Here is a 24653-nt window from a genome sequence, read left to right as displayed (position 1 = left end):
AGTGTGCCCACTGGGTTACCGGTAGACCGGCTCAGCAGGTAACGAAGGCAGGAAGGAACGGCGATGACTGGAATTGAGGCCAGGCACAGGGCGGTGTACGCGATGTCGTCGATGGGGCGGGCGCAGTCCGCTACGCGACTGATGTTGCAGGCCTGGACGGAGGTGGCGAATGCGTTGGATGACCCGCACGCGGACGACCTCCAGGCACTGGGAAAGCTGCGGGAGTCGGAGCGGCTGGCCGAGCTTCTCGCCGACGGTGCGTTCGACGGGCCGGGTGCGCGGCTGACCGCACAGCGCAGTCAGACGGCCGGCCGTCGCAAGCCGTTCGACATCCGCTGAAGACAAGATCCGAGAGAAGGGAACCAGAACATGATCACAACACTGGACATCGAGCAGGCCGAGCAGGCCGAGGCCAAGGTGCGGGAGCGTGCCGAGCGTCTGCGGCGTACGCACGGCATGGACGACAACGGGTCTGTCGAGCAGGCCCGCCGTCAGGCCGAGGAGCTGCGGGACCGCAAGGCTGCGCAGGACGCTGCCTTGGAGGTGCGGGCGGCTGCTGTGAAGGCGTCCGGCGGCGAGCTGAAGCGGCTCGCGGTCGGGTTGGACAAGAGCGCCTCCAGCGTCGCTGAGGCGGCCCGTGAGGCGTCGGAGGCCCTGCGGCGCCTGCTGGCCACGGTGGAGGCGCACACGGGCGTTGTGGGGGCCGCGCACGCCCGCCTGACGGAACTCGCCCTGCCGCTCGCCGACAGGGCGTGCAGCGGGTACGAGGAGGGCGCCGGGTCCAACGGTGTGGTGCGTGTCGGTGGCCGGATGTACGGGCCTGTTCCGGGCGATGCGGTGTTCTCGGAGACGGTGGGCCGGATGGCCAAGGAGCTGTTCGGCGATTACCACCAGGCCGCGCTGGTGGTTCGGACGATGCCGCACCACATCGTCTCGCAGTCCGCGGCGGGTCGGGAGCTGCTCGGCCGGCTGCCGTAGCCAGGGTCCCGCCGGGTTACCGGCAGAGCCGCCCAGGCGGTAACGAGAAGGCGAGGCCCGACCCCCGGGAGACTGGGGGCCGGGCCTCACCTTTGTGCCGTGACCGTGCGCCCCTTTGCTGCTGTCCGGGTCTGGTCGAACGTGTCGGATGCCGTCGGCTCCAGTCGCCTCCCTCTGGGAGGTGGTTGGTCTGCGTGGCCCGCAGCCCCATGCAGGTGTGGGGCTACGGCCCACAACTGGTTCCGTCCGCCTGACGGACGCAACCCGCCGGCCGCTGCAAAGGGGTACGGACCGGGCCGTACCCTTTCGGGATCCCGAAGGAACCCCAGGTCGGAAGGCTTCCCCGATCGGGGAACCGGGCTGGCCTGCATCTTCCTGCGATCGCAGGAAACCACTGGTCAGAAGGCTGGACTGCCACCATGGCAGTGCAGATCCCGGGGGTACCCGTCAGCGTGTACCCCGCGCGTGGGGCGCACTCAGTCTCAGATTGCCGACGCCGGGAAGATCACATGCCGTCCGCGCGCACGTGGGGCGGACAACCGCTGGTCAGTCTGACCACCGGTGGACTCCAGGTCAGAGGGATGGACCAGTAAGACGCTGGCCCGTCTCCCGGGGGTACTCATCAGGTGAGTACCCCTTTGCCCTGGCGGATCACGCCGCGCTCGGCGGCGTCGCGGATGCGGTCGACCTTGTCGAGAGTGCTGCCGGAGTAGCCGGTACCGACGGCTGCCACCTTGCGCGTGGCGCGGTCGGCTGGCGTACCTTCGTCCAACTTGGACGAAGGTTGGAGGTCGGTGCGCTCACCCTGTCGCTCCTTCGCGACGGGGGTAAGGGCACGGGCGCGGCGCTCCCGCGCCCGCGATGCCTCGTACGGAGTCAGCGGCTTCCGGCACGTGTTCTCGTCCGCCTCGCCGCGCAGCACGTCGGCCTGGATGCCTGATAGGCCGTCAACAGCACGACGGCCCCCACTGCTTGTGGGGGCCGATCGGCGTACCGTTCTGAGTGTCGAGGTCAGAACGGAGAGCACCAGTATGCCCGAACACACTGACACTGCCCCCGCTCACCCTGGTGAGCGGCTGAAAGAACTCCGCCTTACCCGGGGCCTGACTCAAGAGGGGCTCGCCGAACGGGCGGCCCTGAGCCTCGGGGTGGTGAAGAAGCTGGAACGCGGGGGAACTGCCCGGTTGGACACCTACCACGCACTCGCCCGCGCCCTCCGTGTGCGGACCTCGGTCCTGTTCGAGGCAACGGGGCCGCACGCGACGACCCGCGGCGATGACGACAACATCGATCTCATGCCGCTGCGCCAGGCGATCGCCCCGGCGGTCACCTTCTCCGGACGTATCGAGCCGCCCGATTTCGTGTCCACCGAGCCGGACCTCCCGCAGCTTCAGCGGACCGCGCGAGAAGTGGGCGCGGCCTATCACGGGGACCGCTACGGGGAGGTGGCCGAGCTGCTGCCCGCCCTGGTCCACGCAGCTCACGCCGCGGTCGACCACTACGACAACGGGGCCGAGCACACCGACGCCGTCCGGGTCCGCTCCGACGTCCTCCAGATGGCCGGCCGCTACCTCACCCAGGTCCGCGCCTACGACCTGGCGCACACCGCCCTGAGAGACGCGATCCAGGACGCCGTACGAGTGGACGACATGGGGTCAGTCGCGGCGGCCGTGTACCAACAGGGCTGGCTGCTGATGCGGCAAGGGCGCCTGGACGAGGCGGAGCAGGTGAGCATCGCGACAGCGGACGTGGTGGAACCGCGGATGTCGAAGGCGACGCGTACGGCGCTCGGGGCGTGGGGGAAGCTGCTCGTTCACGGCAGTGCGGCGGCGGCCCGCAACAACCGGCCGGCGGAGGCCCGGGAGATCCTGCGGCTGGGACGTACGGCGGGCGCGGCGCTCGGCGGCGGCCAGGCGGTCGCGGTGTCGAGCTGGGGCCGCTTCGACTGGCGGACGGTGGCGTTCCAGGGCATCGAGAACCAGCTGGTCGCGGAGAAGCCGGATCGGGTTCTGCGGCTGTCGGAGCGGATGCCTCAGCCGGTCGACAAGCAGGGGCGCCAGTTCATGCGCCGGCACTTGCTGGACGTCGCGCAGGCCCATGTGATGCTGCGGAATCCGGACGAGGCGACGGACATTCTCGGGTCGTTGCAGGACGAGACTCCGGAGTGGCTGCGTCATCAGCGGATGGCGGTGGAGACGTTTCAACAGGTACTCAGGGGCAGCAAGCGGCGTCGACTGACGGCCAAGCAGCGGCAGTTGGCGGCGTTCTTCGGCACGCACTAGGGGGCACGTTCCGTGCCTGTTCTCGCGGCGGCGTGCGGTGGACGGCCACGGAACGTGTCTGTTAGCCGGTCTGGCGCTCTCCGTAGCGTGGCAGTGACTCAAGCGATCACTGTTCCGGGGAGCGTCGCATGGCCAGCCGTAAGACGACGATGGATCCGCCCGTGCAACTTGGGCTTCCGCGCGCCGATCCCGAGCCGCCGCCGGACTGCGATGTGTGCGCGGCCCTGGGACGGCAGCGCTCCGAGGCCGCGAAGGCCGGGGACATGTCGCGGGTCTCGGACTGCAACGTCGAGATCCGCAGTCACCCGACGCACAGCACGTCATGACCGGCACCGAACGGCAGGACGCCGGCAGCGACTCCGGGCGCACGCCGCAGGCCAGCAGCTTCGGCTACTGCTCGTGGCACCAGGCCCACAGCCGGGGCGTCCGGCTGATCCGTGTGCACGAGGGGGGCTCCGGTCCGGGTGGTGGCGCGTTCGCCTGCCATTCCTGCCGCGTCGCCTACGATTTGGTCCCGTTCGCCGACCGCCCGCTGCCGTGAGCACCGACGCGAAGTCTCCGGAGTGTGGCCTCGACGAGCACCGCTTCTGTACCGGACCGAAGGTTGTACGGCGGGAGGGTGCGCCCGCGTCCGAGGTGCCGGTGATGGTCCTGAAGTGCGGATGCGCCTGTCACCGTAAGGTCTCCCGGTCCGGTCGCTGAGCACCCCCTCGGAGCGGCCGGACCGGGCCTGCCCGGGCGCGTACGCGTCTCCGTCCCGGGCAGCGCAACGGCCCCCGTCCTCGGCTGAGGCGGGGGCCGTTGTCGTACGCGCTGCGGTTTCGGTACGGCCGGTCTGCCGGAACCCCTCCGAGGACCCGTTCCGGGGCTGCGGCGCGAGGGCCCGAAACCCGAAACTTCCCAGCTCAGCCCCGATATCGGGGGCGAAACCGGTTTCGGGCAGAGGTGAAACCACCACCCCCACCCGAAACCACCCGACCGACCTCTACTCGCCGTCCTCGACGGCCGGAATGTCCGCCCAACGCAGCCCCTTGGCGCCGCCGCAGCACTCCCGGATGGTGAGCTGCTTCGTGGCCACCTTGAACGGCTTCAGCGCCACGCTCAGCGCCGTTGACGCGCCCGCCGCGTCCATGTCCAGCCACGGCCGGTACAGGTCCGCACGGTAGGCGGCGAGGGCCTCGACGAGCCGGTGTGAGTGGACGGCCTCCACTCCATCGGGCCAGACGGCGCGCAGGTGGTCAAGGATCGTCTCGACGTCCTGCTCCTCGACCTTGGCCCCGACGGCCTGGCCGGTGAGAGTGCCGGCGGCGGTGCGCAGGGCGAGGGCGCGTTTGCCGATGTCCTCGGCCTCGGTCTGCTTGATGAACGCGGCCCGGACGGTGCTGCCCTCCCGGCCGCGCGCCAGGATGCCGGTGCCTTGTTCATCGATCGAAATGTCCGTGGCGCGCAGACCACGCTCATAGGCGGACGTGCCCAAAACGTTGTTATTCGCCCTCCAGTCCATGACCGCCAGACACAGGCGGGTACCCACCGACGAGGAAACGGAAGTGGGCAGCGACGGGGCGTCCGGGTTCTGCGTGAGCAGGATGAGGATCAGCCCGTACGCCCTGCCCTTTTTGATCAGGCGGGTGCACAGGGCGGCGGCCTCGTCCTTGTAGTCGGGGTGGGTGAAGATCTCCTGCATCTCGTCGATGACGATGACGCGGGGCCCGAGCTGCTGCTCCGGGTACTTCTCGGCGAGGGCGCGGGTGACCTTGCGGCCCTCGGGCACCTCGGACGCGGGCAGGCTCTTGATGAACTTGGCGCGCCGCTGGTATTCGGCGATCCCAGAGCGCAGTCCGGCGAGCGCGGCCTCAAGGTCCTCATCCTCGTCACCGCTGACGTACCGGTGGCAGACCGGCTTGACCGAGTCGAGGTCGCCGGAACCCTTCAGCTCGTAGATCCACAACTCAGCCGTCGGATCCAGGGCGACACCGAGGACGATCGCCAGGGCGCAGCTGGTCTTGCCCGAGCCCGGGATGCCTCCGACCAGCAGGTTCGAGTACATGAGGGTGATTTCGACGAGGTTGCCGCGCGGGTCGAAGCCGTACGGCAGCGGCTCGTACACGTCGGCCTGGCCGTCCTTCATGAGCGGCCACAGCTTCCGGGCAGCCTTCGCCGGATCCCTCTGTGCCACCCACAACACCAGCCGTCCGGGGTGTGCGGTGCGGTCGCCCTCGGGCCACACCGTGGAGATGGGCCGGCGCATCGCCGCCGCCAGGGCGGAGCGCTTCTCCAGCACCGCGGTGGCCTCGATACCCGGGGGGAGGTCGACCTCGGCGCGCCAGCCCGGACCGTCGCGCATGACCTCGGCGGCGAACTCGACGCCCTTGCGGCCCTTCTTGCCCTCGATGCCGATCGCGGCCAGGGCGTCGAACACCTCGGTGGAGTCGAGGCGGCGCAGCACGTTGGTGGCCACGTACCGGGTGATCAGGGCCTTGTCGCCCTTCTTGCCGCACAGGCCTGCGAGGGCTGCGGCGCCGAGGTAGGCGGTGATGGTCCAGCCGGGCACGAGGAACGAGCTGACGAGGGTGGTGATGCCGGTGACCGTGGCGACGGCGAGGGAGGCGATACGGCGCGGCCGTACGCGGCGGGACTTCTCTCGGGACAGGGACAGCCACGCCTCGATGTCCGCCGAGGCGGCGGCCTTGGCTTCGACAGGGCGGGCCTCGGTGTCGGCGACCCACTTGCCCCAGCGGACGATGAGCCGGCCGGTGCCGCGCGGGGAGCGCAGCAGGAGGCGGGCGAGGTAGACGGGCGCGCGGAGTGAGTGGAAGCCACTCACGTGCGCGTAGTACGAGGCGGTCCAGCGGACGGTGTCCTTGAACACGTCCCAGCGGCGCAGGGCCGGAGGCACGACGGGCGGGGCTTCGGCGAGGTAGGCCTGACGCTCGGCGATCCACGTGCCCTCGGGGGCGCCCTGGTCGGGCGGGTCGACGGGGCGGGGTTCGGCGTCCGCGATGACGTCGATGATCGTCTCAGTGAGGGTGTCGGACGCGGTGTCAGTCCCGGCCGGTGCGGGCGTGTCCTGCGGGTCTTCCTTGTGGAGCCGGATGACGTTGCTCATGCTGGGCTCTTCCTGCCTCGTTGTTCTGGGGTACGGAGGGCCCGGGGACGGCCGTGGCCTGGACAGTTGGGCCGTCCCCGGGTTGGTTACTTCTTGTCGTTGGCCTCGCGCTTGGCGGCGCGGTCGCGGATGCGCTGGACCTTCCGCACGATGTCGGGCTGGTCGTCGCCGAGGGCGAAGGCGCGTTTGGCGCCGAGGGCTTCCAGGCGGGCGATGGCGAGCTTCTCGCCCCAGGTCAGTCGCGGCTCAGACATTGGTGGTCTCCGTCTCGGGCATGGCCTGGGCGAGGGTGGCGTAGGAGCGGGCGACGTCGGCCCACAGGGCGCCGGCCGCGGCGAAGGTGGGCGCCTTGGCCCGGTTGTCGAAGCTGTGGGCGGCGCTCTCGGCATACGTGGCGAGTTCCTTCGCCCTGCCGACGGCGTGGCGGGCCTCGGTGAGGGCCTGGTCTCGGGTCACGGGTTCCTCCTGGTTGTGGGCCGGACTGTCCGGTCCCACCGCGCCCCCGCCACCGGTGGTCGAGGTGACCAGCGGTCGACGGAGGACGGAAGGGCCGTCAGCTCTTGCGGCTGCTGCGCCAGACGTCGCGCAGGATCAAGAGGCAGATCACGAGGGCGACGACGACCACGGCGAGGACGGCGGCGAGGATCGCGAACCCGAACACGAGGAACGCGACCAGGACGACGACGACCGTGAGGGCGAGCAGGCCGAGGCATCCGCCCGCCAGATAGGCGCCCCAGGGGTGGACCTTGATGGGGGGCAGCGGCACCGTTGCCTGCTGAGCAACGGTTGCCGGGCCGTACTGGACGGGCGCCGCGTACATGGGGCTGCCCGCCAGGTCGTAGCCGATCTGCTGCCGCTGTACGGGCTCGCTCATGCCGTCCACCTCCCCGGCCGGCGTACGTACGGGCGGGCGGCGGCACCGGCGATGAACGCCACGGTGACCGGCTCGACGAGGACGGCACCGAGGAGCAGGTGCTTCATGACCGCTCGCCACCTTCCGGGGTGACCACCAGGCGCCGCAGCTCGGCGGCCTCCCGGCGGGTGAGCCCGAACTCGGCACGGAGCTGATCAATGGTCACCGTCCGGTTCGTCGAGGTGACCAGTTCGCGGTTCAGCTTGGAGGCCCTGCGCCGCAGCTCGGACGGGGTGAGCGTGATGACCTCGGTGACCACCTGGCGGGGGGTGTCGGCACCTACTGAAGTGGTCACCGCGCCGACCGGCTCGGCGACAGGAGAACGTGTCACGTTCTCCTCGGAGTCAGGGTCGGGTGACCGCTCGTCCGAGGACGTGGTGACCAGATCCGGCACCTCGAACAGGGTCTGTTCCTGGTCGTCGACCAGGCGCCCGCGGATGTGGTCCCACCGGTACGGGGACGGCTCCGGGGCGGGGGCGGGGCGTGCCACGATCGACAGCAGCCGCACCCCGGCGGGCACCACCCCGTGCGACTCGGGGAGGGCGCGCGGCTGGTCACCGTCGGCGCGCTCCACGGTCACCGGAGCGGTCACCTCGGGGACGGCAACCGTGGCGATATCGCTACGGTCGGACGACTCCTCGGGGCCGGCGCCGAGGGAGTGCACCCGCCACAGCACGAGCGGCGCGATCGCGGCGACCGCGACGACCAGCCAGACGTTCACCGGCAGCAGGCCGGTCGTGACGAGGTGGCTGGCGGCGTTGACGCCGATCATCGCGGCGACCGCGGCGAGCACCTCCTTGTGGGCGCGGAGGGCGCGGACGGTGTACAGGTCGAGGGCGGCGGGGACGGCGGCGGCCACGTACTGGTTGAAGCCGACCGCGCGCGCCAGCTCGTACTCGGCGGACGCGGTGGCGACCAGGGCGGCGACGAGGGCGCCCCACTTCAAGTAGTCGTGCTTCATGTCTCGCAGACCTCCGGGGCTGCGGCGCGTACGACGAGGTGCGCGGCGAGTTGGACGCCTTCGCGGTCGCGGCGCTCGTGTGCGACGAGGAGCGCGGCCATCAAGGCGGGGACGGGCGGAAGGGACCGGGGGGAGCGGCACGCCGCGCGGATGGCGGCGTGCTCGGTCGGCCGGCGGATCGGGCGGTAGCTCATCGGGGCCGCTCCTCGGACCGGCGGTTGGCCTCGGCGACCTTGCGGGAGAGTTCGGCGCGTTCGGCGTCGGTCATGGAGGTGGTCACCGTCATCACTCGCCGTCCTGGGGCTTGATGGGGTCTTCGTCCTTGCCCTGCTTGCACCAGTCGCACCAGGTGACGGCGTTCACTGGCCACCTCCGGCGAGGAGCGCGGTCAGCTGGTCGGCGAGGTCGCGCAGCCGGTCCGCGTAGGTGTCGAGGCTGGCGGCGAAGCCGTACAGATGGACCGGGTCGAGGGTGCGGCCGAGGAGGCTCACGGACACGCCGAGGGCGCCTCCGGGGAGTTCGGCGTACGGCGACTCGACGAGGCTGGCGTCCCCGATGTCGCGGCCCTGGAAGACGAGGGCGACGTCGGGGCCGGTGTGGAGGATGTCGGCGCGGCGGTCGTCGGGCCTGTGGTTGGGGTGGCCGATGCACCAGGCGGGCTCGTCGAGGGTGACCGGGCCGTGGTCGGCGGTGGGCAGTGTGATCATGCGGGGCTCGGTCATCACGCACGCCTCCCGGTCCACGTCACGGTGACGGGCCAGTCGGCGGTGTCGGCGCCGTGCCATTTGGCGAGCAGGCCGCGGACGATGTACTCCCGTTCCAGGCCGGCCAGGTCCGGGGCCGCTTCGATGTGGGAGATGCCGCCGGACGGGTTGCACGAGATCCCGGCCATGAACTCGCGGTCCGTAGGCCAGTCGGTGGGCGGCGGGGCGGTGAAGACTTTCACGCCGAGGGTGGCGAGCAGTTGCTCGTCCGGCTCGGTCAGGTACCACCAGCGGTCGCGGGTCAGGGCGTTCACTGGCCCTCACCCCAGGCGCGGTATCCGGTGGCGGGATTCTCGGCGAGACGGGCCCGCAGGTAGGTGGCGGCCCATTCGGTGTGGTCGCCGCAGTGGAGGACGCCCTGGAGGGCTACGACGGCGTCCATGGCCCGGTCGGCGAGGAGTGCGTGATGCGCTTCGGTGTCGCCGACGGTGGCCGGGCTGGGGATGTCGAGGGCTTCGAGGACGGCGGCAAGGAGGTCGCGGACGGGCTCGGGCAAGGTCTGCTCGCTCATCGGCCGGCCCTCGTTCCGCGGATGCTGCCGGTGACGCCGGCCTGGGTGACGCGCACGGTGAGGGTGCGGCCGTCCTGGCGGCGGATGACTCCGGCGGCGACCAGACGGCGGGCGGGTGCGGCCGTCTCGGGTAGCTTCTTCACGGGTCTGATCTCCTGTCTGTGCAGGGGTGTCGGGCCAAGGCCAGGGGCGGCGGTAGGGTCGCCGGCCCCTGGCCGTCTTGGGGTGTTACGCCGCGGCGGCGGTGTTCTCGGCGCGGATGGCCACGAGCCGCGTGTGCAGGGCCCGCAGCTCGTCCAGCTGTCCGGCGACGGCGCCGATGAAGGCGCCCAGTTCGTCCGGGCCCATCGGACGCGACCACACGTCGTCGACGATCTCCGCCTGTACGTGCGGGGCGCGGCACTGGGCCTCGTCGGAATCCGGGGCGACGGTGAGCTTCGCGCTGAGGATCCGCCGGTCCTCGTACGTGCCGGTTTCGTTGGCCTTCACCGTCACCTCACGGCCGTACGCCTCGTGGTGGATGTCCTCGGGGGCTGTGGTGAGGTACTGGTCCGTGCGGTGGTCGCTCTCGCACCACGATGGGCAGGTGACGGACACGATGGCGCGGTCACCCTGGCGGGTGTACGTCCAGGTGCGGTTCGGGTTGGCGGCGAACTGTGCCTTTGCCGCGAGTGCGTCGACGGTGTCGGCCAGGCGGCGCAGTTCGGCCGCCTTCACGCGGGCCTGGTCGGGGGTGAAGTCGGAGCCGCTGATGCCGATGATCGGGCTGCTGCCGGAGTTGAAGAGGAGGTGCGCGTCGATGACTTCCTCACCGCGGGTGTCGGTGATGGTGGCTTCGGCGCTGGCGTGGTCGTAGTGCGGGCCGGTCTCGGTGCACCAGTTGTAGGCGGTGCAGGCGGCGGGCTCGGTGTGCTCGCGGGCGCCGTCGGCGGAGAAGGTGACGCGGGCCTTGCGGTCCTGGCTCGTCAGCATGCAGGGCGTGGCCATCAAGCCGGTGGTGTTGGTGGTGGGGGCCTGGATCTGGTCGGTGTGGGACACGGCGGTGTCTTCCTTCCGGTGGTGATCTGTGGCTGGTTGTGACGCGGGTGTCTGGTGGCGTGGATTGCTCCGGTTGGGCGAGCGCACGCCGGTGGTGTTGCGAGGTGGTGCGCCGGTCCGGGGAGGCCTGAAGTCCTGCCCCGGACGGTGCGACTGCGGGGTGTCAGGCGGCGACGAGGACCGCGGTGTCTTCGGCGGCCGGGGCGGCCTCGATGCGCTCGACGCGCAGGCTCGGGGCGTTGTCGCGCATCGGGACGTCGCCGAGTCCGTGGGCCTTGAAGATGGCGCGGACCTTGTCGAGGTCGACGGTCTGTCGGTTGGAGGCGACACGGCGTACGAGCCACTGGCCGTACTGGCCGGCGGGCAGGCGGTCGAGGAGCTTCTTCGACTTGCGCTTGGCGCGGTCGGCGGCGCGGGCCTGGTCGGCGGCCTGGTCGTATGAGGCGGCGGCCGTCTCGATGTCGGCCAGCTGGGGGAGTTCGTCGGCGGTGAAGAGGCCGGCCGGGTCCGGGGCCTCGACGACCGCGGGCGCCTTGGTCTGCTCGACGAGCGTCGCGGGGGCGACGACGGAGCGGACGGCGTCGGAGACGGTTCCGATCAGGCCGCGCATGTTGCGTACGGCGCGGGGGCTCATGAGAAGCTGAAACACAGCTGGACTCCTGGTTAGGTCAGGTTGATCCGGTCAGGCCCTGTTCCGGTGTCTCACCACCGGGCGGGGCTGCTTGCGTTAAGAGCGTCTCACTCTGACTATTGCCCTCGCCGTCGCGGCGGCGGTACTGGGGGCCTCGGAGCGGATCGATCCCCGGGTCCTCGCCGACATCGTGATGATCGGTGAGCTGGGCCTCGACGGCAGGGTGCGGCCCGTCCGGGGCATCCTGCCGGCGGTGCTGGCCGCGGCCGACTCGGGCTACGAACAGGTGGTCGTGCCGGAGTGCGCCGCCGCCGAGGCCGCGCTGGTGCCCGGGGTGTCGGTGCTCGGTGTGCGCAGTCTGCGGCAGCTGATCGCCGTCCTCGCGGACGAGCCCGTGCCCGAGGAGGAACCGGACGAGCACGGCCGCCCGGACCCGCTCATGGCGGGCCTGCGGATGCCGGGCACCGGGGCGGCCACGGGCATGCACAGCATGGGCGCCGCGCAGTACGACAACGGTCACGACCTGGCCGACGTCGTGGGCCAGTACTCGGCGCGCACCGCGATGGAGGTGGCCGCGGCCGGCGGTCACCACGTGTTCCTGGAAGGCCCACCGGGGGCCGGCAAGACGATGCTCGCCGAGCGGCTGCCCGCCGTCCTTCCCCGGCTCACCCGGGAGGACTCGCTGGAGGTCACCGCCGTGCACTCGGTCGCGGGTCTGCTGCCACCGGGCAAGCCCCTGATCGACGCGGCGCCCTACTGTGCCCCGCACCACTCGGCCACCATGCAGGCGCTCGTCGGCGGCGGACAGGGCGTCGCGCGGCCCGGGGCCGTGTCGTTGGCTCACCGGGGAGTACTTTTTCTCGACGAGACCCCGGAGTTCGGCAGCCAGGCACTGGACGCGCTGCGCCAGCCCCTGGAGGCCGGGCACGTGGTGATCGCGCGGAGCGCGGGGGTCGTGCGGTTCCCCGCCAGGTTCCTGATGATTCTGGCGGCCAATCCCTGCCCGTGCGGGCGCTTCTCGCAGCGGGACACCCTCTGCGAGTGCCCGCCCTCAGTGATCCGGCGCTACCAGGCCCGGCTTTCCGGGCCCCTGCTCGACCGGGTCGACCTGCGGGTCGAGGTGGACCGGGTCACCCGCTCGCAACTCGTCGAGCGCGGGGCGCGGGGAGAGTCCACGGCGACGGTCGCCGAGCGGGTGCGGACGGCCCGGGAACGGTCGGCGAGGCGGCTCGTGGGGACCCCGTGGCGGACCAACAGCGAGGTGCCGGGACGTGAGCTGCGCAGCCGCTGGCATGCCATGCCCGGCGCGATGGAGGAGGCCGAACGGAACCTGGAGCGGGGCTCGCTCACCGCGCGCGGAATCGACCGCGTCCTGCGGGTCGCCTGGACCGTCGCCGACCTCGTCGGCCACGACCGGCCCGACGTGACGGACGTCGCCCTGGCGCTGCAACTGCGCACGGGGGTGCCGCGAGGGGTGCCGATGGCGATCGGGGCGCTGAGGTGACGGAGGACGCGGCCGGAGAGGGGACCGGCGCCGAGCCGAGTGCGGAGCGGGGCGGTCGGGTGGGTGCGGAAGGGCTCGCCAGGGTCTTCCTCACCCGGGTCGTCGAGCCCGGGGACGAGGTCGCCGGGCGGTGGGTCCGGGAGCGCGGGGCCGTGGAGGTGGTACGGCGGCTGCGGGACGGCGGGCCCATGCCGACCGGGGTCACCGGCACCCGGTGGGCGGGGCTGTGCGCGCGGGCGGCACAGGCCGAGCCCGAGCGGGATCTCGCCGTCGCGCGGGAGGCGGGGGTGCGGTTCGTGTGGCCCGGCAGGCCGGAGTGGCCGGCCCAGCTCGACGACCTCGGTGACGCGCGTCCCACGGGACTGTGGGTGCGGGGGCGGCCCAGCCTGAGGATGTGGGCGTTGCGGTCCGTCGCCGTGGTGGGAGCCCGGGCCTGCACCGAGTACGGCGCCCACATGGCGGCCACGCTCGCCGCCGGGCTCGCGGAGCGCGGGTGGGTGGTGGTGTCGGGCGGCGCCTATGGGGTCGACGGGGCCGCGCACCGGGGCGCGCTCGGGGCGGGCGGGGCCACCGTCGCCGTACTCGCCTGCGGGGTCGACCGGCCCTACCCGCGCGGGCACACCCAGTTGATCACCAGAATCGCCGAACAGGGTCTGGTGGTGGGCGAGTTGCCGCCCGGTGACCACCCGACACCGAGCCGGTTCGTGCAGCGGAACCGGGTGATCGCGGCTCTCACCCGGGGGACCGTGGTCGTCGAGGCGGCGTACCGGAGCGGCTCACTCGTCACGGCGCGGGCGGCGCAGCGGCTGGGGCGGTTCACGATGGGCGTGCCGGGGCCCGCAACCAGCGGGCTCTCGGCGGGTGTGCACGAACTGTTGCGCGGGGACGCGACGCTGGTCACGGACGCCGCGGAAGTCGCCGAGCTGGTCGGGGACATGGGCGAACTGGCACCGGACCGGCGCGGACCGGTCCTCCCGCGCGACCTGCTGGAACCGGCGGCGGAACGCGTCCTGGCCGCGCTGCCCGCGCGCGGGACGGCGACGGTGGACGACATCGCGCGGGGCGCTTCGACGGCGAGGGACGACGCGGTCGCCAGACTGTACGAGCTCCGATCACTTGGTTACGTCGAACGACACGACGACGGCTGGAAGTTGACACGCCAGGCGATGTTCTCCGTCCGTTCCGGCCGCGAACGGTGCTGACCGAACGTGTTCGGCCGTCCGGGGGATGCCCGACAGCCTTGGGAATTCCCGCAGTTGGACCGCTCCGATGGTCACACAGGGCAACGGGAGTGACCCCGGAGGGCGTCCAGCGGAACGTATCTGCGCACACTCCGTCCCTCCGGCCTCGCACACTGCGACACCCCAGTCACGCTACGCTCACGTGAATTCCGGCGCAGACCGGCTGTCGGAGAGGCAATTCGACCAGACGTGCAATTCGACAACAGACCGCATCAGACCGACGGCCCAGCCGGGCACTCATCCAGACACCACCGGTTCACGGCAGAACGGCACAAGGCGACGTATGCCCCAGCACACCTCCGGTTCCGACCGGGCGGCGGCCCCACCGGCAGCCCGCGACGGCGGTAACGTGCGCCCGCCCGCTCCCTCGACGGTCGACGAGCTGTGGCGCTCGTACAAGACGACGGGCGACGAGCGGCTGCGCGAGCAGCTGATCCTGCACTACTCGCCGCTCGTGAAGTACGTCGCCGGCCGGGTGAGTGTCGGGTTGCCGCCCAATGTCGAGCAGGCGGACTTCGTCTCCTCCGGGGTGTTCGGGCTGATCGACGCGATCGAGAAGTTCGACATCGAGCGGGAGATCAAGTTCGAGACGTACGCGATCACGCGCATCCGGGGCGCGATGATCGACGAACTGCGGGCGCTGGACTGGATTCCGCGGTCGGTGCGGCAGAAGGCGCGCAACGTGGAGCGGGCGTACGCGACGCTGGAGGCGCGGCTGCGGCGGACGCCGTCGGAAGGCGAGGTGGCCGCCGAGATGGGCATCGCCGTGGACGAACTCCACGCCGTGTTCAGCCAGTTGTCCTTGGCGAACGTGGTGGCGCTGGAGGAACTGCTGCATGCGGGGGGCGAGGGCGGGAACCGGCTGAGTCTCATGGACACGCTGGAGGACACCGCCGCCGACAACCCGGTCGAGGTGGCCGAGGGCCGGGAGCTGCGGCGGTTCCTGGCGCGGGCGATCAACACGCTGCCCGACCGGGAGAAGACCGTGGTGACGCTGTACTACTACGAGGGGCTCACCCTCGCCGAGATCGGCAATGTGCTGGGTGTGACCGAGAGCCGGGTCAGCCAGATCCACACCAAGTCGGTCCTGCAACTGCGCGCCAAGCTGGCGAGCTTCGGTCGCTGACCCGGTCTGTCCGGTCTGCCTGGGTGACCCGAGTGTCTCCCCTCCGGGGCGGTCCGTCCGTACAGTGGTTGACGTGCCAAGGATTCGAGCGGCCTCCGTGGCCGAGCACCGGTCGATGCAGCGAGCCGCCCTGTTGGACGCTGCGAGGTCCCTGCTGTCCGAGGGCGGGACGGAGGCGCTGACCTTCCCGGCCCTGGCCGAGCGGACGGGCCTGGCGCGGTCCTCCGTCTATGAGTACTTCCGCTCCCGGGCGGCTGTCGTCGAGGAACTGTGCGAGGTCGACTTCCCGCTCTGGGCGGCCGAGGTCGAGGCGGCGATGGCCGCGGCGGAGGAGCCCGCGGACAAGGTCGAGGCGTATGTGCGCCGACAGCTCGCCCTGGTGGGTGATAGGCGGCACCGGGCCGTGGTGGCGATCTCGGCGAGTGAGCTGGACGCGGGGGCCAGGGAGAAGATCCGGGCGGCGCACGGGGGCCTCGTCGCGATGGTGGTCGAGGCGTTGCGGGACATTGGGCATGCGCAGCCGCGGATGGCCGCGATGTTGTTGCAGGGGATCGTCGATGCGGCTGTGCGGCGGATCGAGTTCGGGGTTGCCGAGGATCCCGCGGTGATCACGGATGCGGCTGTGGTGATGGCGTTGCGAGGGGTGCGGGGCTGAATCGGCTCCGCGAGGTGGTGCGGGCGTCCAGGGGTTTCGCTTTCCCCGCCCTCGCGGGGTGCCGCCCTCCGCGGGACGGGCGCCGCCCCTGGCGGCACGCACGCCCACAGGCTGCCGGCAGCGGTACGCCCGCCACCGGCAGCAGGCGGGACGGGCCCCTGTGCAGGAGCCATGGGGGTAGGAGCGTCAGGGGGTCGAGGTACGTGTCGCCCCTCAGCAGGCCCCAGTGCACGCACGTCACCGCGCAGTGCCCGCGGCCGACCTCCACCGTGCCCACCACCTCGCCCGCTGCCACCTCCGTGCCCTGCTCCACCGCGGGTGTCACCGGTTCGTATGTTGTTCGCAGGGGTGGCGAGCCGGTGCCCGAGAGTTCAACAGAGACGACTCCCCGTCCCGCGACCCGGCCCGCGAAGTGCACCCGGCCCGGTGCCGCCGCCCGGACCGGGGCGCCGGCGGCTGCCGTCAGGTCCACCCCTCGGTGGCCCCTGGCGTAGGGCGTCGGGGGCGGTTCCCAGGCCCGCAGGACCAGGGGACGGGCTCCCACGGGCCACGTGCGGGCGACCGTGGGCGGGGGAGGGGCGTCCGGCGTGGGTGGATTCGTCGGCGGGGCTGTTCCGGCCCCCTGCGCCGTTGACGCCGTCAGTGTCAGTAGCAGCCCCAGGACCAAACTCACTCCTCGTTTCGCTCGCATGAGGCGAGACTGGCGTGTTTCGGAGGGGTCTGGGCGGGCCTGTGGAGTACTGACCGGTTGTGGATATCGGCGTCACCCGGGGCCTCGCGGGTCCCGTACACTTCCTATGGCGATCCGGGTCACCGGGTCGACTTCGCACGCCCCGACACCAGGCCCGTACAGGGTCGGTGTCAGCGCCTCTCGGTCCCTCGCGGCAAGGCGCAATCGGGCGTCAGGCGCGGGTGCCGGCCGGTACCCGCGGCACAACCGAGAAACACAAGGAGAACGGCCATGGCCGTCGTCACGATGCGGGAGCTGCTGGAAAGCGGCGTCCACTTCGGTCACCAGACCCGTCGTTGGAACCCGAAGATGAAGCGCTTCATCTTCACGGAGCGCAACGGCATCTACATCATCGACCTGCTCCAGTCGCTGTCGTACATCGACCGCGCCTACGAGTTCGTCAAGGAGACCGTCGCCCACGGCGGCACGGTCATGTTCGTCGGTACGAAGAAGCAGGCGCAGGAGGCGATCGCCGAGCAGGCGACCCGCGTCGGCATGCCCTACGTCAACCAGCGCTGGCTGGGCGGCATGCTCACCAACTTCTCGACCGTCTACAAGCGTCTGCAGCGCCTCAAGGAGCTTGAGCAGATCGACTTCGAGGACGTCGCCGCGTCCGGTCTGACCAAGAAGGAGCTTCTCGTGCTCTCGCGCGAGAAGGCCAAGCTGGAGAAGACCCTCGGTGGTATCCGCGAGATGTCCAAGGTGCCCAGCGCCGTCTGGATCGTGGACACCAAGAAGGAGCACATCGCCGTTGGTGAGGCCCGGAAGCTCAACATTCCGGTCGTCGCGATCCTCGACACCAACTGCGACCCCGACGAGGTCGACTACAAGATCCCGGGCAACGACGACGCGATCCGCTCCGTCACCCTGCTCACCCGCGTGATCGCCGACGCCGTCGCCGAAGGCCTCATGTCCCGTTCCGGCGTCAACACCGGTGACAAGGGCGAGAAGGCCGTCGCCGAGCCCCTCGCCGAGTGGGAGCGTGACCTGCTCGAGGGCGAGAAGAAGGCCGACGACGCCGAGGCGCCCGCCGCCGAGGCCGCTGCAGCCGAGGCCCCTGTCGAGGCCCCCGCCGAGGCTCCGGCCGAGGCCGAGGCCGCCGCTGAGGCCCCCGCCGCTGAGGCTCCGGCCGCCGAGGCCCCGGCTGAAGCTGCCGAGCAGGCCTGACCCTCACCCCTTCGGGTTGTCGACGGCGGGGGCACCTCCATCGGGCCCCCGCCGTTCGATCCGTAGATCTTTCAGACTTCGAGAGAGACTCCGAGAATCATGGCGAACTACACCGCCGCTGACGTCAAGAAGCTCCGTGAGCTCACCGGCGCCGGCATGATGGACTGTAAGAAGGCGCTGGACGAGGCCGAGGGCGATGTCGACAAGGCCGTAGAGGCCCTGCGCATCAAGGGCCAGAAGGGCGTCGCCAAGCGCGAGGGCCGTTCCGCCGAGAACGGCGCGGTCGTCTCGATCATCGCCGACGACAACACCTCCGGTGTCCTCGTCGAGCTGAAGTGCGAGACGGACTTCGTCGCCAAGGGCGAGAAGTTCCAGGCCGCCGCCAACGCGCTCGCCGAGCACGTCGCCAAGACCTCCCCGGCCGACCTGGAGGCCCTGCTGGCCTCCGAGATCGAGCCCGGCAAGACGGTCCAGGCGTTCGTCGACGAGGCCAACGCCAACCTGGGCGAGAAGATCGTCCTGGACCGCTTCGCGCAGTTCGCGGACGGTTTCGTGCTGGCGTACATGCACCGCACGATGCCCGACCTGCCCCCGCAGATCGGTGTCCTCGTCGAGCTGGACAAGCCCAACGCCGACGTCGCCAAGGGCATCGCCCAGCACATCGCCGCCTTCGCGCCGAAGTACCTCTCCAAGGAGGACGTGCCGGCCGAGGTCGTCGAGACCGAGCGCCGCGTCGCCGAGGAGACCACCCGCGCCGAGGGCAAGCCCGAGGCTGCCCTGCCGAAGATCGTCGAGGGTCGCGTCAACGGCTTCTTCAAGGACGCCACGCTGCTCGGCCAGCCGTACGCGCTGGACAACAAGAAGTCCGTCCAGAAGATCCTGGACGAGGCCGGTGTCACCCTGAAGCGCTTCACGCGCATCAAGGTCGGCATCTGAGTCCGTACCGCGATCGACGCGCGGCCCGCGCAGGCATACCTATAGGGTCGACGGCAGTCGCGCGCGTACGCCGTCACGCACGCGCGCGTGGCGGACGACAGCAGATCTGACGAGGAGGCCATTGCCGAGCACGGGATGCGATCGACACCCCACCGGCAATGGCCTTCTTCGTATGTGTGACACGTGAAGAGGCGAGATCTCCATGACCACCAAGGCCCAGAAGAGCGACGACGGCAAAGTGCGCGGCCGGTACATGCTGAAGCTGTCCGGAGAAGCCTTCTCCGGTGGCGGGGGCCTGGGCGTCGACCCCGACGTGGTGCACAAGATTGCCCGCGAGATCGCGGCCGTCGTACGCGACGGATCCCAGATCGCCGTCGTCATCGGCGGCGGCAACTTCTTTCGCGGCGCGGAGCTCCAGCAGCGCGGCATGGACCGGGCCCGCTCGGACTACATGGGCATGCTCGGCACCGTCATGAACTGCCTCGCTCTCCAGGACTTCCTGGAGAAGGAGGGCATCGACAGCCGGGTCCAGACCGCCATCACCATGGGCCAGGTCGCCGAGCCGTACATTCCGCTGCGTGCCGTACGGCACCTGGAGAAGGGCCGCGTGGTCATCTTCGGTGCCGGTATGGGCATGCCGTACTTCTCCACCGACACGACCGCCGCACAGCGCGCCCTGGAGATCGACGCCGAGGCGCTGCTGATGGGCAAGAACGGCGTGGACGGGGTCTACGACTCCGACCCGAAGGCCAACCCCGAGGCCGTCAAGTTCGACTCGCTCGGTTACGGCGAGGTCATCACCCGGGACCTCAAGGTCGCAGACATGACCGCGATCACGCTGTGCCGCGACAACAAGCTGCCGATCCTTGTCTTCGAGCTTCTGACCGAGGGCAATATCGCGCGGGCCGTCAAGGGTGAGAAGATCGGCACACTCGTCGGTGAACAGAGCAGCCGGGACTGACCGGGGATCAGCCCTGCCCGGGGACGGACCCTGAGCGGGGGATGGACAATGTCCTGCCGGTCGGGAACCGTGCAGGAAGAGACGCGACGCAGCCGGCCGCCGACCCTGACCGAGAACAGCAGCCGGGCCTACTCAAGACACGCAGGAGCAAGTGGTGATCGAAGAGACCCTCCTCGAGGCCGAGGAGAAGATGGAGAAGGCCGTCGTGGTCGCCAAGGAGGACTTCGCCGCGATCCGCACCGGCCGTGCGCACCCGGCGATGTTCAACAAGATCGTGGCCGACTACTACGGCGCACTGACGCCGATCAACCAGCTGGCCTCGTTCTCCGTGCCCGAACCGCGCATGGCCGTGGTGACCCCGTTCGACAAGAGCGCGCTGCGCAACATCGAGCAGGCGATCCGCGACTCCGACCTCGGCGTCAACCCGAGCAACGATGGAAACATCATTCGCGTGGTGTTCCCCGAGCTCACCCAGGAGCGCCGCAAGGACTACATCAAGGTGGCCCGTACCAAGGCCGAGGACTCCAAGATCTCGATCCGGGCCATCCGCCGCAAGGCCAAGGACGCCATCGACAAGTTCGTCAAGGACGGCGAGGTCGGCGAGGACGAGGGCCGCCGCGCGGAGAAGGAGCTCGACGACACCACCGCGAAGTACGTCACGCAGGTGGACGAGCTTCTCAAGCACAAGGAAGCGGAGCTTCTCGAAGTCTGATGAACGACTCTTCCTGGGGGGCGCCGCCCCACGCCGGGTACTGGGGGCCGTCCGACGGAGGGGCTGCCCCGGCGGGTCCCGCGTACGATGCGCACCACGCGCAGCAGACTCGCCCCATGCCCATCGTGCCCGACGTACCCGCACATGGCGGAAACCAGGATGACGACCAGGGGGCCGCTCGGCCGGGCGGCCCCCTGTTCCGCGACGAGACGCCGCAGGCACAGCCCTACGGGGCGGTACCGCAGAAGCCGGATTCCATGCCCACGCCCGACGACACCCCGCAGCCCGCCCCCGTCCCGCAGAAGAAGAACGCGGGCCGGGACCTGGGCGCGGCCATAGGGGTCGGCGTCGGGCTCGGTGCGGTCGTCATCGCGTCGCTGTTCGTCGTCAAGGCCGTCTTCGTCGGCGTGATAGCTGTCGCCGTCGTGGTGGGCCTGTGGGAGCTGACGTCCCGGCTCCAGGAGCGCAAGGGCATCAAGGCACCGCTGGTGCCGCTCGCGCTCGGCGGGGCCGCGATGGTCGTCTCCGGATACGTCCGGGGTGCCGAGGGCGCGTGGGTCGCGATGGCGCTCACCGCGCTCGCGGTCCTGGTCTGGCGTATGACGGAACCTCCGGAGGGCTACCTCAAGGACGTCACGGCAGCCGTCTTCGCAGCCTTCTACGTTCCCTTCCTGGCCACGTTCGTCGCGATGATGCTGACCGCCGACGACGGCGCGCGGCGCGTCATGACGTTCCTGCTCCTGACCGTTGTCAGCGACACCGGCGCGTACGCGATCGGCTGGCGTTTCGGCAAACACAAGCTCGCTCCGCGCATCAGCCCCGGCAAGACCCGCGAGGGCCTGTTCGGTGCGATCACGTTCGCGATGGTGGCGGGTGCGCTGCTGATGGAGTTCGTGATCGACGACGGCACCTGGTGGCAGGGCCTGCTGCTGGGCCTCGCGGTCGCGGCCAGCGCCACACTCGGCGACCTCGGCGAGTCCATGATCAAGCGCGACCTGGGCATCAAGGACATGGGCACCCTGCTGCCGGGCCATGGCGGAATCATGGACCGGCTGGATTCGCTCCTTCCCACGGCTCCTGTCGTGTGGTTGCTGTTCGTGGCCTTCGTGGGCTGAGGTCGGTCGGAATGTTCCAGTACGGTCCGGGTTTCCTGTGAAACGCCCACGTCGGGCCGAAACCACTCCTTTCGAACCTAAGATCGACTTCAGCGCGGTCGAGGTGTCCGGAAGAGGTGGCGTGCATGTGGGGGCGTAGTCGGACCAGACGCCAGCGGCAGGCCGAGGGGCTGGCAGCTGTCGAGGGGCCTGTCGAAGCGGCCGACACGGCCCATCAGGCCCTGCTGGAGCTGCGCCGGGCGGTGCGGGGCGAGCTGGCGCGGATCGAAGCGATGCTTGACCAGGGCGACGGCCTGCCCTCGCACACCATCCGCGAGCAGACGACCGGCGCGGTGAGCGTCTTCGCCGACCTGGACGGCGTGTCCCAGCACTACGACGAGGTCCGTACCGCCACGGTCGAGGCGGCCGAGCACGGCGTCGAGGTGGCCCTGCCCTGGCTGGAGGCGCTCGCGGAGCAGGTCAGGTCGATGACCGAGCTGGGGGAGACGTTCGCCGGAGTCGGAGAGTCCCTCGCCTATCTCCGCCAGCGCACCGAACGGCTGCGCGCGGATCTGGTCCCGCTGCGTCAGGGAGTCCACGCGGCCATGCGTGCCGCCCAGGACGAACTTGCCTGTGCCCAGGGCGCCGACGACTGGCACGGCTGGCAGGCGGGCCTCACCGCCCTGAACGACCGGCTGACCGAACTGGACGGGGGCCGCGTCACACCGACGGCCCGGCGCAAGGTCAGCGACCACTACCGCGAGCTGGAGCGGGAGGTGGCGCAGCTGCGGGGGGTGATGGCTGCGGCGCCGCGGTGAGTAGGTCGGAATCCCCTGATGACCTGGCCTTTTGTGGGTGCGCTGGACGTTGCCCACAGGGCGGCGAGGGGCTGTCCGGATGTCTGCGACACTGGTACAGCCATGCCTAAGCCCGGAGAACTCACATTCGTCGCCCCGCGCGGAGCCCAGAAGCCGCCGCGGCATCTTGCCGATCTCACGCCCGCCGAGCGTAAAGAGGCCGTTGCTGCGATCGGTGAGAAGCCGTTTCGTGCCAAGCAGCTCTCGCAGCACTACTTCGCGCGGTTCGCGCACGATCCGGCCGAGTGGACGGACATCCCGGCCGCTTCGCGCGGAAAGCTCCAGGAGGCGCTGCTTCCGGAGCTGATGACGGTCGTGCGTCATCTGTCGACCGACCAGGACACCACCCGCAAGACGCTGTGGCGGATGGTCGACGGGACGCTCGTCGAGTCGGTGCTCATGCGGTACCCGGACCGGGTGACCATGTGCATCAGTTCGCAGGCGGGGTGCGGGATGAACTGCCCGTTCTGTGCGACCGGGCAGGCCGGGCTCGACCGGAACCTGTCCACCGCCGAGATCGTGCACCAGATTGTCGACGGCATGCGCGCGCTGCGGGACGGGGAGATTCCCGGTGGGCCCGCGCGGCTCTCCAACATCGTGTTCATGGGTATGGGTGAGCCCCTCGCCAACTACAAGCGTGTCGTCGGTGCCATCCGTGCGCTGACCGACCCCGAGCCGGACGGCGTCGGGCTGTCGCAGCGTGGGATCACCGTCTCGACCGTCGGGCTGGTGCCGGCCATTCACCGGTTCTCCGACGAGGGCTTCAAGTGCCGGCTCGCCATCTCCCTGCACGCGCCCGACGACGAGCTGCGCGACACCCTCGTGCCCGTCAACACCCGGTGGAAGGTGCGCGAGGTCCTGGACGCAGGGTGGGAGTACGCGGCCAGGTCGGGGCGTCGGCTGTCCATCGAGTACGCGCTGATCCGGGACATCAACGACCAGGCCTGGCGCGGTGACCGGCTCGGGCGGCTACTCAGGGGCAAGCCCGTGCACGTCAACCTGATTCCGCTGAACCCGACTCCGGGGTCCAAGTGGACCGCTTCGCGGCCCGAGGACGAGAAGGCGTTCGTCGAGGCCATCGCCGCGCACGGGGTGCCCGTCACGGTCCGGGACACCCGCGGGCAGGAGATCGACGGGGCGTGCGGGCAGCTGGCTGCCACCGAGCGGTAGGCTTATGCCGTACATACACATCTTCATATTCCGACAGGGGAGCGCCACAGCGCTGAGAGTGCGGGACAGACCGCAGACCCTCTGAACCTCGCCCAGGTCATTCTGGGTAGGAAGTTCGGTCATCACTCAAGCTGTTGCGCCCTGCCCGGGAACCCTCCATGGGTCCCGGGCAGGGCCGCGTCTCTTCCTGGTCATCCCAGGAGGAAGAATCCATTGAGCATCAGTAAGCAGGTCGTGGCCCTGGCCGTCGGGCTCGGGCTTGTCACGCTGTCCGCGTGCGGGTCCGAGGACGGCGGCAGCGGTTCGGCGGCGGACTCCAAGACCGTCACCCTCATCAGTCACGACTCGTGGGCCGTCTCGAAGAGCGTCCTGGCCGCCTTCGAGAAGCAGTCCGGGTACACCGTCAGGGTCCTCAAGGACGGCGACGCCGGGCAGGCCGTCAACAAGGCGATCCTGACCAAGAGCAACCCGCAGGGCGATGTCTTCTTCGGTGTCGACAACACCCTGCTCTCCCGCGCGCTCGACAACGGGCTGTTCCAGCCGTACGAGGTGAAGGACGCCGGCGCGATCCTGCCCGCCTACCGGGCCGACGAGGCAAAGCACCGGGTCACCCCGATCGACACCGGCGACATCTGCGTCAACTACGACAAGGCCTGGTTCAGCGAGCACAAGCTGACGCCACCCGAGTCCTTCGATGATCTGGTCAAGCCCGCCTACAAGGACCTGCTCGTCACGGAGAACGCGTCCACCTCCTCTCCGGGACTCGGGTTCCTGCTCGGCAGCGCCGCGAAGTACGGCGACGACGGCTGGACGGGCTACTGGACGAAGCTCAAGGCCAACGGTGTGAAGGTCGTCGACGGTTGGGAGCAGGCGTACAACGAGGAGTTCTCCGGGTCGGCCGGCGGCAAGAAGGCCAAGGGGGACCGGCCGCTCGTCGTCTCCTACGCCTCCTCGCCGCCCGCCGAGGTGATCTTCGCCGAGCCGAAGCCGGCCACCGCTCCGACCGGGGTCGCCACTGGTACCTGCTTCCGGCAGGTCGAGTACGCCGGGCTGCTCAGCAACGCCAAGAACAGCGAGGGCGGCAAGGCACTGCTCGACTTCCTCGTCGGCAAGACCTTCCAGGAGGACATGCCGCTCAACATGTTCGTGTACCCCGTGCGGGAGGGCGCCCAGGTGCCCGCCGAGTTCACCGCGTTCGGGCCGCAGGCCAAGAACCCCGAGACCATGGCCCCCGCGAAGATCGCCGAACACCGTGACCAGTGGGTCAAGTCGTGGACCTCGCTCGTACTGAAGTAACGGAGCTAACGGAACCGACG

29 protein-coding genes, 2 pseudogenes and 1 riboswitch are annotated in these 24653 nt (G+C 70.3%); of the genes and pseudogenes, 17 read left to right on the top strand and 14 right to left on the bottom strand.

Going from position 1 to position 24653, the window contains the following annotated elements; translation table 11 throughout:
• Window positions 1–63 precede the first annotated feature (63 nt).
• Both RB628_RS03650 and RB628_RS03645 read left to right on the top strand, forming a co-directional pair.
• The gene (locus RB628_RS03650; protein ID WP_318318788.1) at window positions 64–339 is read left to right on the top strand and encodes a hypothetical protein; all 276 of its coding nucleotides are present in this window, start codon (window positions 64–66) and stop codon (window positions 337–339) included.
• A gap of 30 nt (window positions 340–369) precedes the next feature.
• Window positions 370–978: a hypothetical protein gene (locus tag RB628_RS03645; protein ID WP_318318787.1), complete on the top strand. Its 609-nt coding sequence runs from the start codon at window positions 370–372 to the stop codon at window positions 976–978.
• 622 nt (window positions 979–1600) lie between these two features.
• Here RB628_RS03645 and RB628_RS03640 read toward each other — a convergent pair.
• Entirely contained in the window at window positions 1601–1900 is a 300-nt protein-coding gene (locus tag RB628_RS03640; RefSeq protein WP_318318786.1) for a hypothetical protein, read from the bottom strand.
• 109 nt (window positions 1901–2009) lie between these two features.
• On the opposite strand from RB628_RS03640, the gene RB628_RS03635 reads away from it, so the two are divergent.
• From RB628_RS03635 to RB628_RS03625, 3 genes are all read left to right on the top strand, one after another.
• Window positions 2010–3260 (top strand): helix-turn-helix transcriptional regulator, encoded by a 1251-nt coding sequence (locus RB628_RS03635; RefSeq protein WP_318318785.1) that lies wholly within the window; start codon window positions 2010–2012, stop codon window positions 3258–3260.
• A 128-nt stretch (window positions 3261–3388) separates the two neighbouring features.
• On the top strand, window positions 3389–3586 hold the full coding sequence (locus tag RB628_RS03630; RefSeq protein ID WP_318318784.1) for a hypothetical protein: 198 nt from the start codon (window positions 3389–3391) through the stop codon (window positions 3584–3586).
• Window positions 3583–3801 carry a hypothetical protein gene (locus RB628_RS03625; RefSeq protein ID WP_318318783.1) on the top strand — a complete coding sequence of 73 codons (219 nt, stop codon included), beginning with the start codon at window positions 3583–3585 and terminating at the stop codon, window positions 3799–3801. The genes RB628_RS03630 and RB628_RS03625 overlap by 4 nt, the downstream gene beginning before the upstream one ends.
• Window positions 3802–4245: 444 nt before the next feature.
• On the opposite strand, the gene RB628_RS03620 is transcribed toward RB628_RS03625, so the two are convergent.
• From RB628_RS03620 to RB628_RS03565, 12 genes are all read right to left on the bottom strand, one after another.
• Entirely contained in the window at window positions 4246–6366 is a 2121-nt protein-coding gene (locus RB628_RS03620) for an FtsK/SpoIIIE domain-containing protein (protein ID WP_318318782.1), read from the bottom strand.
• 86 nt (window positions 6367–6452) lie between these two features.
• Complete coding sequence (locus RB628_RS03615; RefSeq protein WP_318318781.1) at window positions 6453–6620, bottom strand: DUF6257 family protein; 168 nt, start codon at window positions 6618–6620, stop codon at window positions 6453–6455.
• The gene (locus RB628_RS03610; RefSeq protein WP_318318779.1) at window positions 6613–6822 is read right to left on the bottom strand and encodes a hypothetical protein; all 210 of its coding nucleotides are present in this window, start codon (window positions 6820–6822) and stop codon (window positions 6613–6615) included. The genes RB628_RS03615 and RB628_RS03610 overlap by 8 nt, the downstream gene beginning before the upstream one ends.
• Before the next feature lie 97 nt (window positions 6823–6919).
• Window positions 6920–7240 (bottom strand): hypothetical protein, encoded by a 321-nt coding sequence (locus RB628_RS03605; protein ID WP_318318778.1) that lies wholly within the window; start codon window positions 7238–7240, stop codon window positions 6920–6922.
• A gap of 103 nt (window positions 7241–7343) precedes the next feature.
• Complete coding sequence (locus tag RB628_RS03600; protein WP_318318777.1) at window positions 7344–8240, bottom strand: hypothetical protein; 897 nt, start codon at window positions 8238–8240, stop codon at window positions 7344–7346.
• Entirely contained in the window at window positions 8237–8434 is a 198-nt protein-coding gene (locus RB628_RS03595) for a hypothetical protein (RefSeq protein WP_318318776.1), read from the bottom strand. Before RB628_RS03595 ends, RB628_RS03600 begins: the two co-directional genes overlap by 4 nt.
• A gap of 165 nt (window positions 8435–8599) precedes the next feature.
• Window positions 8600–8962: a DUF6907 domain-containing protein gene (locus tag RB628_RS03590; RefSeq protein WP_318318775.1), complete on the bottom strand. Its 363-nt coding sequence runs from the start codon at window positions 8960–8962 to the stop codon at window positions 8600–8602.
• The gene (locus tag RB628_RS03585) at window positions 8962–9258 is read right to left on the bottom strand and encodes a hypothetical protein (RefSeq protein WP_318318774.1); all 297 of its coding nucleotides are present in this window, start codon (window positions 9256–9258) and stop codon (window positions 8962–8964) included. The genes RB628_RS03590 and RB628_RS03585 overlap by 1 nt, the downstream gene beginning before the upstream one ends.
• Window positions 9255–9515 carry a hypothetical protein gene (locus RB628_RS03580; RefSeq protein ID WP_318318773.1) on the bottom strand — a complete coding sequence of 87 codons (261 nt, stop codon included), beginning with the start codon at window positions 9513–9515 and terminating at the stop codon, window positions 9255–9257. Before RB628_RS03580 ends, RB628_RS03585 begins: the two co-directional genes overlap by 4 nt.
• A complete protein-coding gene (locus tag RB628_RS03575) occupies window positions 9512–9658 on the bottom strand; it encodes a hypothetical protein (RefSeq protein WP_318318772.1) in 147 nt (48 codons plus the stop codon). Before RB628_RS03575 ends, RB628_RS03580 begins: the two co-directional genes overlap by 4 nt.
• An 85-nt stretch (window positions 9659–9743) precedes the next feature.
• Entirely contained in the window at window positions 9744–10553 is an 810-nt protein-coding gene (locus RB628_RS03570) for a DUF6907 domain-containing protein (RefSeq protein WP_318318771.1), read from the bottom strand.
• 163 nt (window positions 10554–10716) lie between these two features.
• A complete protein-coding gene (locus tag RB628_RS03565; protein WP_318318770.1) occupies window positions 10717–11202 on the bottom strand; it encodes a hypothetical protein in 486 nt (161 codons plus the stop codon).
• A gap of 106 nt (window positions 11203–11308) precedes the next feature.
• On the opposite strand from RB628_RS03565, the pseudogene RB628_RS03560 reads away from it, so the two are divergent.
• The 4 genes and pseudogenes from RB628_RS03560 to RB628_RS03545 all read left to right on the top strand — a co-directional run.
• Window positions 11309–12688: pseudogene (locus RB628_RS03560) on the top strand (YifB family Mg chelatase-like AAA ATPase); the annotation flags it as partial.
• 59 nt (window positions 12689–12747) lie between these two features.
• On the top strand, window positions 12748–13890 hold the full coding sequence (gene dprA, locus RB628_RS03555) for a DNA-processing protein DprA (RefSeq protein WP_318318860.1): 1143 nt from the start codon (window positions 12748–12750) through the stop codon (window positions 13888–13890).
• 322 nt (window positions 13891–14212) lie between these two features.
• On the top strand, window positions 14213–15055 hold the full coding sequence (gene whiG, locus RB628_RS03550) for an RNA polymerase sigma factor WhiG (RefSeq protein WP_318318769.1): 843 nt from the start codon (window positions 14213–14215) through the stop codon (window positions 15053–15055).
• 97 nt (window positions 15056–15152) lie between these two features.
• Window positions 15153–15710 carry a helix-turn-helix domain-containing protein gene (locus tag RB628_RS03545; protein WP_318318859.1) on the top strand — a complete coding sequence of 186 codons (558 nt, stop codon included), beginning with the start codon at window positions 15153–15155 and terminating at the stop codon, window positions 15708–15710.
• A gap of 115 nt (window positions 15711–15825) precedes the next feature.
• On the opposite strand, the pseudogene RB628_RS03540 reads toward RB628_RS03545, so the two are convergent.
• Window positions 15826–16401: pseudogene (locus RB628_RS03540) on the bottom strand (peptidoglycan DD-metalloendopeptidase family protein); the annotation flags it as partial.
• Window positions 16402–16671: 270 nt separating this feature from the next.
• On the opposite strand from RB628_RS03540, the gene rpsB reads away from it, so the two are divergent.
• From rpsB to RB628_RS03500, 8 genes are all read left to right on the top strand, one after another.
• Window positions 16672–17607 (top strand): 30S ribosomal protein S2, encoded by a 936-nt coding sequence (gene rpsB, locus RB628_RS03535; RefSeq protein WP_318318768.1) that lies wholly within the window; start codon window positions 16672–16674, stop codon window positions 17605–17607.
• A 99-nt stretch (window positions 17608–17706) separates the two neighbouring features.
• The gene (gene tsf, locus RB628_RS03530; protein ID WP_318318767.1) at window positions 17707–18543 is read left to right on the top strand and encodes a translation elongation factor Ts; all 837 of its coding nucleotides are present in this window, start codon (window positions 17707–17709) and stop codon (window positions 18541–18543) included.
• 202 nt (window positions 18544–18745) lie between these two features.
• Window positions 18746–19504, top strand: a complete 759-nt coding sequence (gene pyrH, locus RB628_RS03525; RefSeq protein WP_318318766.1) for a UMP kinase — start codon at window positions 18746–18748, stop codon at window positions 19502–19504.
• A 154-nt stretch (window positions 19505–19658) separates the two neighbouring features.
• Window positions 19659–20216, top strand: a complete 558-nt coding sequence (gene frr, locus RB628_RS03520; RefSeq protein ID WP_318318765.1) for a ribosome recycling factor — start codon at window positions 19659–19661, stop codon at window positions 20214–20216.
• Window positions 20216–21331, top strand: coding sequence for a phosphatidate cytidylyltransferase (locus RB628_RS03515; RefSeq protein ID WP_318318764.1), 1116 nt, complete (start codon window positions 20216–20218; stop codon window positions 21329–21331). Before frr ends, RB628_RS03515 begins: the two co-directional genes overlap by 1 nt.
• Before the next feature lie 125 nt (window positions 21332–21456).
• On the top strand, window positions 21457–22128 hold the full coding sequence (locus RB628_RS03510) for a hypothetical protein (protein ID WP_318318763.1): 672 nt from the start codon (window positions 21457–21459) through the stop codon (window positions 22126–22128).
• A 102-nt stretch (window positions 22129–22230) separates the two neighbouring features.
• The gene (gene rlmN / locus RB628_RS03505) at window positions 22231–23337 is read left to right on the top strand and encodes a 23S rRNA (adenine(2503)-C(2))-methyltransferase RlmN (protein ID WP_318318762.1); all 1107 of its coding nucleotides are present in this window, start codon (window positions 22231–22233) and stop codon (window positions 23335–23337) included.
• Window positions 23338–23362: 25 nt separating this feature from the next.
• A riboswitch (TPP riboswitch) is annotated at window positions 23363–23468 on the top strand.
• A gap of 82 nt (window positions 23469–23550) precedes the next feature.
• A complete protein-coding gene (locus RB628_RS03500; RefSeq protein WP_318318761.1) occupies window positions 23551–24633 on the top strand; it encodes a thiamine ABC transporter substrate-binding protein in 1083 nt (360 codons plus the stop codon).
• Window positions 24634–24653: the final 20 nt, after the last annotated feature.

Origin of the sequence: Streptomyces sp. ADMS (assembly GCF_033441795.1) — a bacterium.
GTDB lineage: Bacteria > Actinomycetota > Actinomycetes > Streptomycetales > Streptomycetaceae > Streptomyces.
This window is presented reverse-complemented; position numbering and strand designations above follow the sequence as displayed.

Excerpts from the sequence above, each read along its gene's own strand:
- RB628_RS03650 (WP_318318788.1), top strand. The coding sequence starts at position 64 with ATGACTGGAATTGAGGCCAGGCACAGGGCGGTGTACGCGATGTCGTCG.
- RB628_RS03645 (WP_318318787.1), top strand. The coding sequence starts at position 370 with ATGATCACAACACTGGACATCGAGCAGGCCGAGCAGGCCGAGGCCAAG.
- RB628_RS03635 (WP_318318785.1), top strand. The coding sequence starts at position 2,010 with ATGCCCGAACACACTGACACTGCCCCCGCTCACCCTGGTGAGCGGCTG.
- RB628_RS03630 (WP_318318784.1), top strand. The coding sequence starts at position 3,389 with ATGGCCAGCCGTAAGACGACGATGGATCCGCCCGTGCAACTTGGGCTT.
- RB628_RS03625 (WP_318318783.1), top strand. The coding sequence starts at position 3,583 with ATGACCGGCACCGAACGGCAGGACGCCGGCAGCGACTCCGGGCGCACG.
- RB628_RS03620 (WP_318318782.1), bottom strand. The coding sequence starts at position 6,366 with ATGAGCAACGTCATCCGGCTCCACAAGGAAGACCCGCAGGACACGCCC.
- RB628_RS03615 (WP_318318781.1), bottom strand. The coding sequence starts at position 6,620 with ATGTCTGAGCCGCGACTGACCTGGGGCGAGAAGCTCGCCATCGCCCGC.
- RB628_RS03605 (WP_318318778.1), bottom strand. The coding sequence starts at position 7,240 with ATGAGCGAGCCCGTACAGCGGCAGCAGATCGGCTACGACCTGGCGGGC.
- RB628_RS03600 (WP_318318777.1), bottom strand. The coding sequence starts at position 8,240 with ATGAAGCACGACTACTTGAAGTGGGGCGCCCTCGTCGCCGCCCTGGTC.
- RB628_RS03595 (WP_318318776.1), bottom strand. The coding sequence starts at position 8,434 with ATGAGCTACCGCCCGATCCGCCGGCCGACCGAGCACGCCGCCATCCGC.
- RB628_RS03590 (WP_318318775.1), bottom strand. The coding sequence starts at position 8,962 with ATGACCGAGCCCCGCATGATCACACTGCCCACCGCCGACCACGGCCCG.
- RB628_RS03580 (WP_318318773.1), bottom strand. The coding sequence starts at position 9,515 with ATGAGCGAGCAGACCTTGCCCGAGCCCGTCCGCGACCTCCTTGCCGCC.
- whiG (WP_318318769.1), top strand. The coding sequence starts at position 14,213 with ATGCCCCAGCACACCTCCGGTTCCGACCGGGCGGCGGCCCCACCGGCA.
- rpsB (WP_318318768.1), top strand. The coding sequence starts at position 16,672 with ATGGCCGTCGTCACGATGCGGGAGCTGCTGGAAAGCGGCGTCCACTTC.
- tsf (WP_318318767.1), top strand. The coding sequence starts at position 17,707 with ATGGCGAACTACACCGCCGCTGACGTCAAGAAGCTCCGTGAGCTCACC.
- pyrH (WP_318318766.1), top strand. The coding sequence starts at position 18,746 with ATGACCACCAAGGCCCAGAAGAGCGACGACGGCAAAGTGCGCGGCCGG.
- RB628_RS03515 (WP_318318764.1), top strand. The coding sequence starts at position 20,216 with ATGAACGACTCTTCCTGGGGGGCGCCGCCCCACGCCGGGTACTGGGGG.
- RB628_RS03510 (WP_318318763.1), top strand. The coding sequence starts at position 21,457 with ATGTGGGGGCGTAGTCGGACCAGACGCCAGCGGCAGGCCGAGGGGCTG.
- rlmN (WP_318318762.1), top strand. The coding sequence starts at position 22,231 with ATGCCTAAGCCCGGAGAACTCACATTCGTCGCCCCGCGCGGAGCCCAG.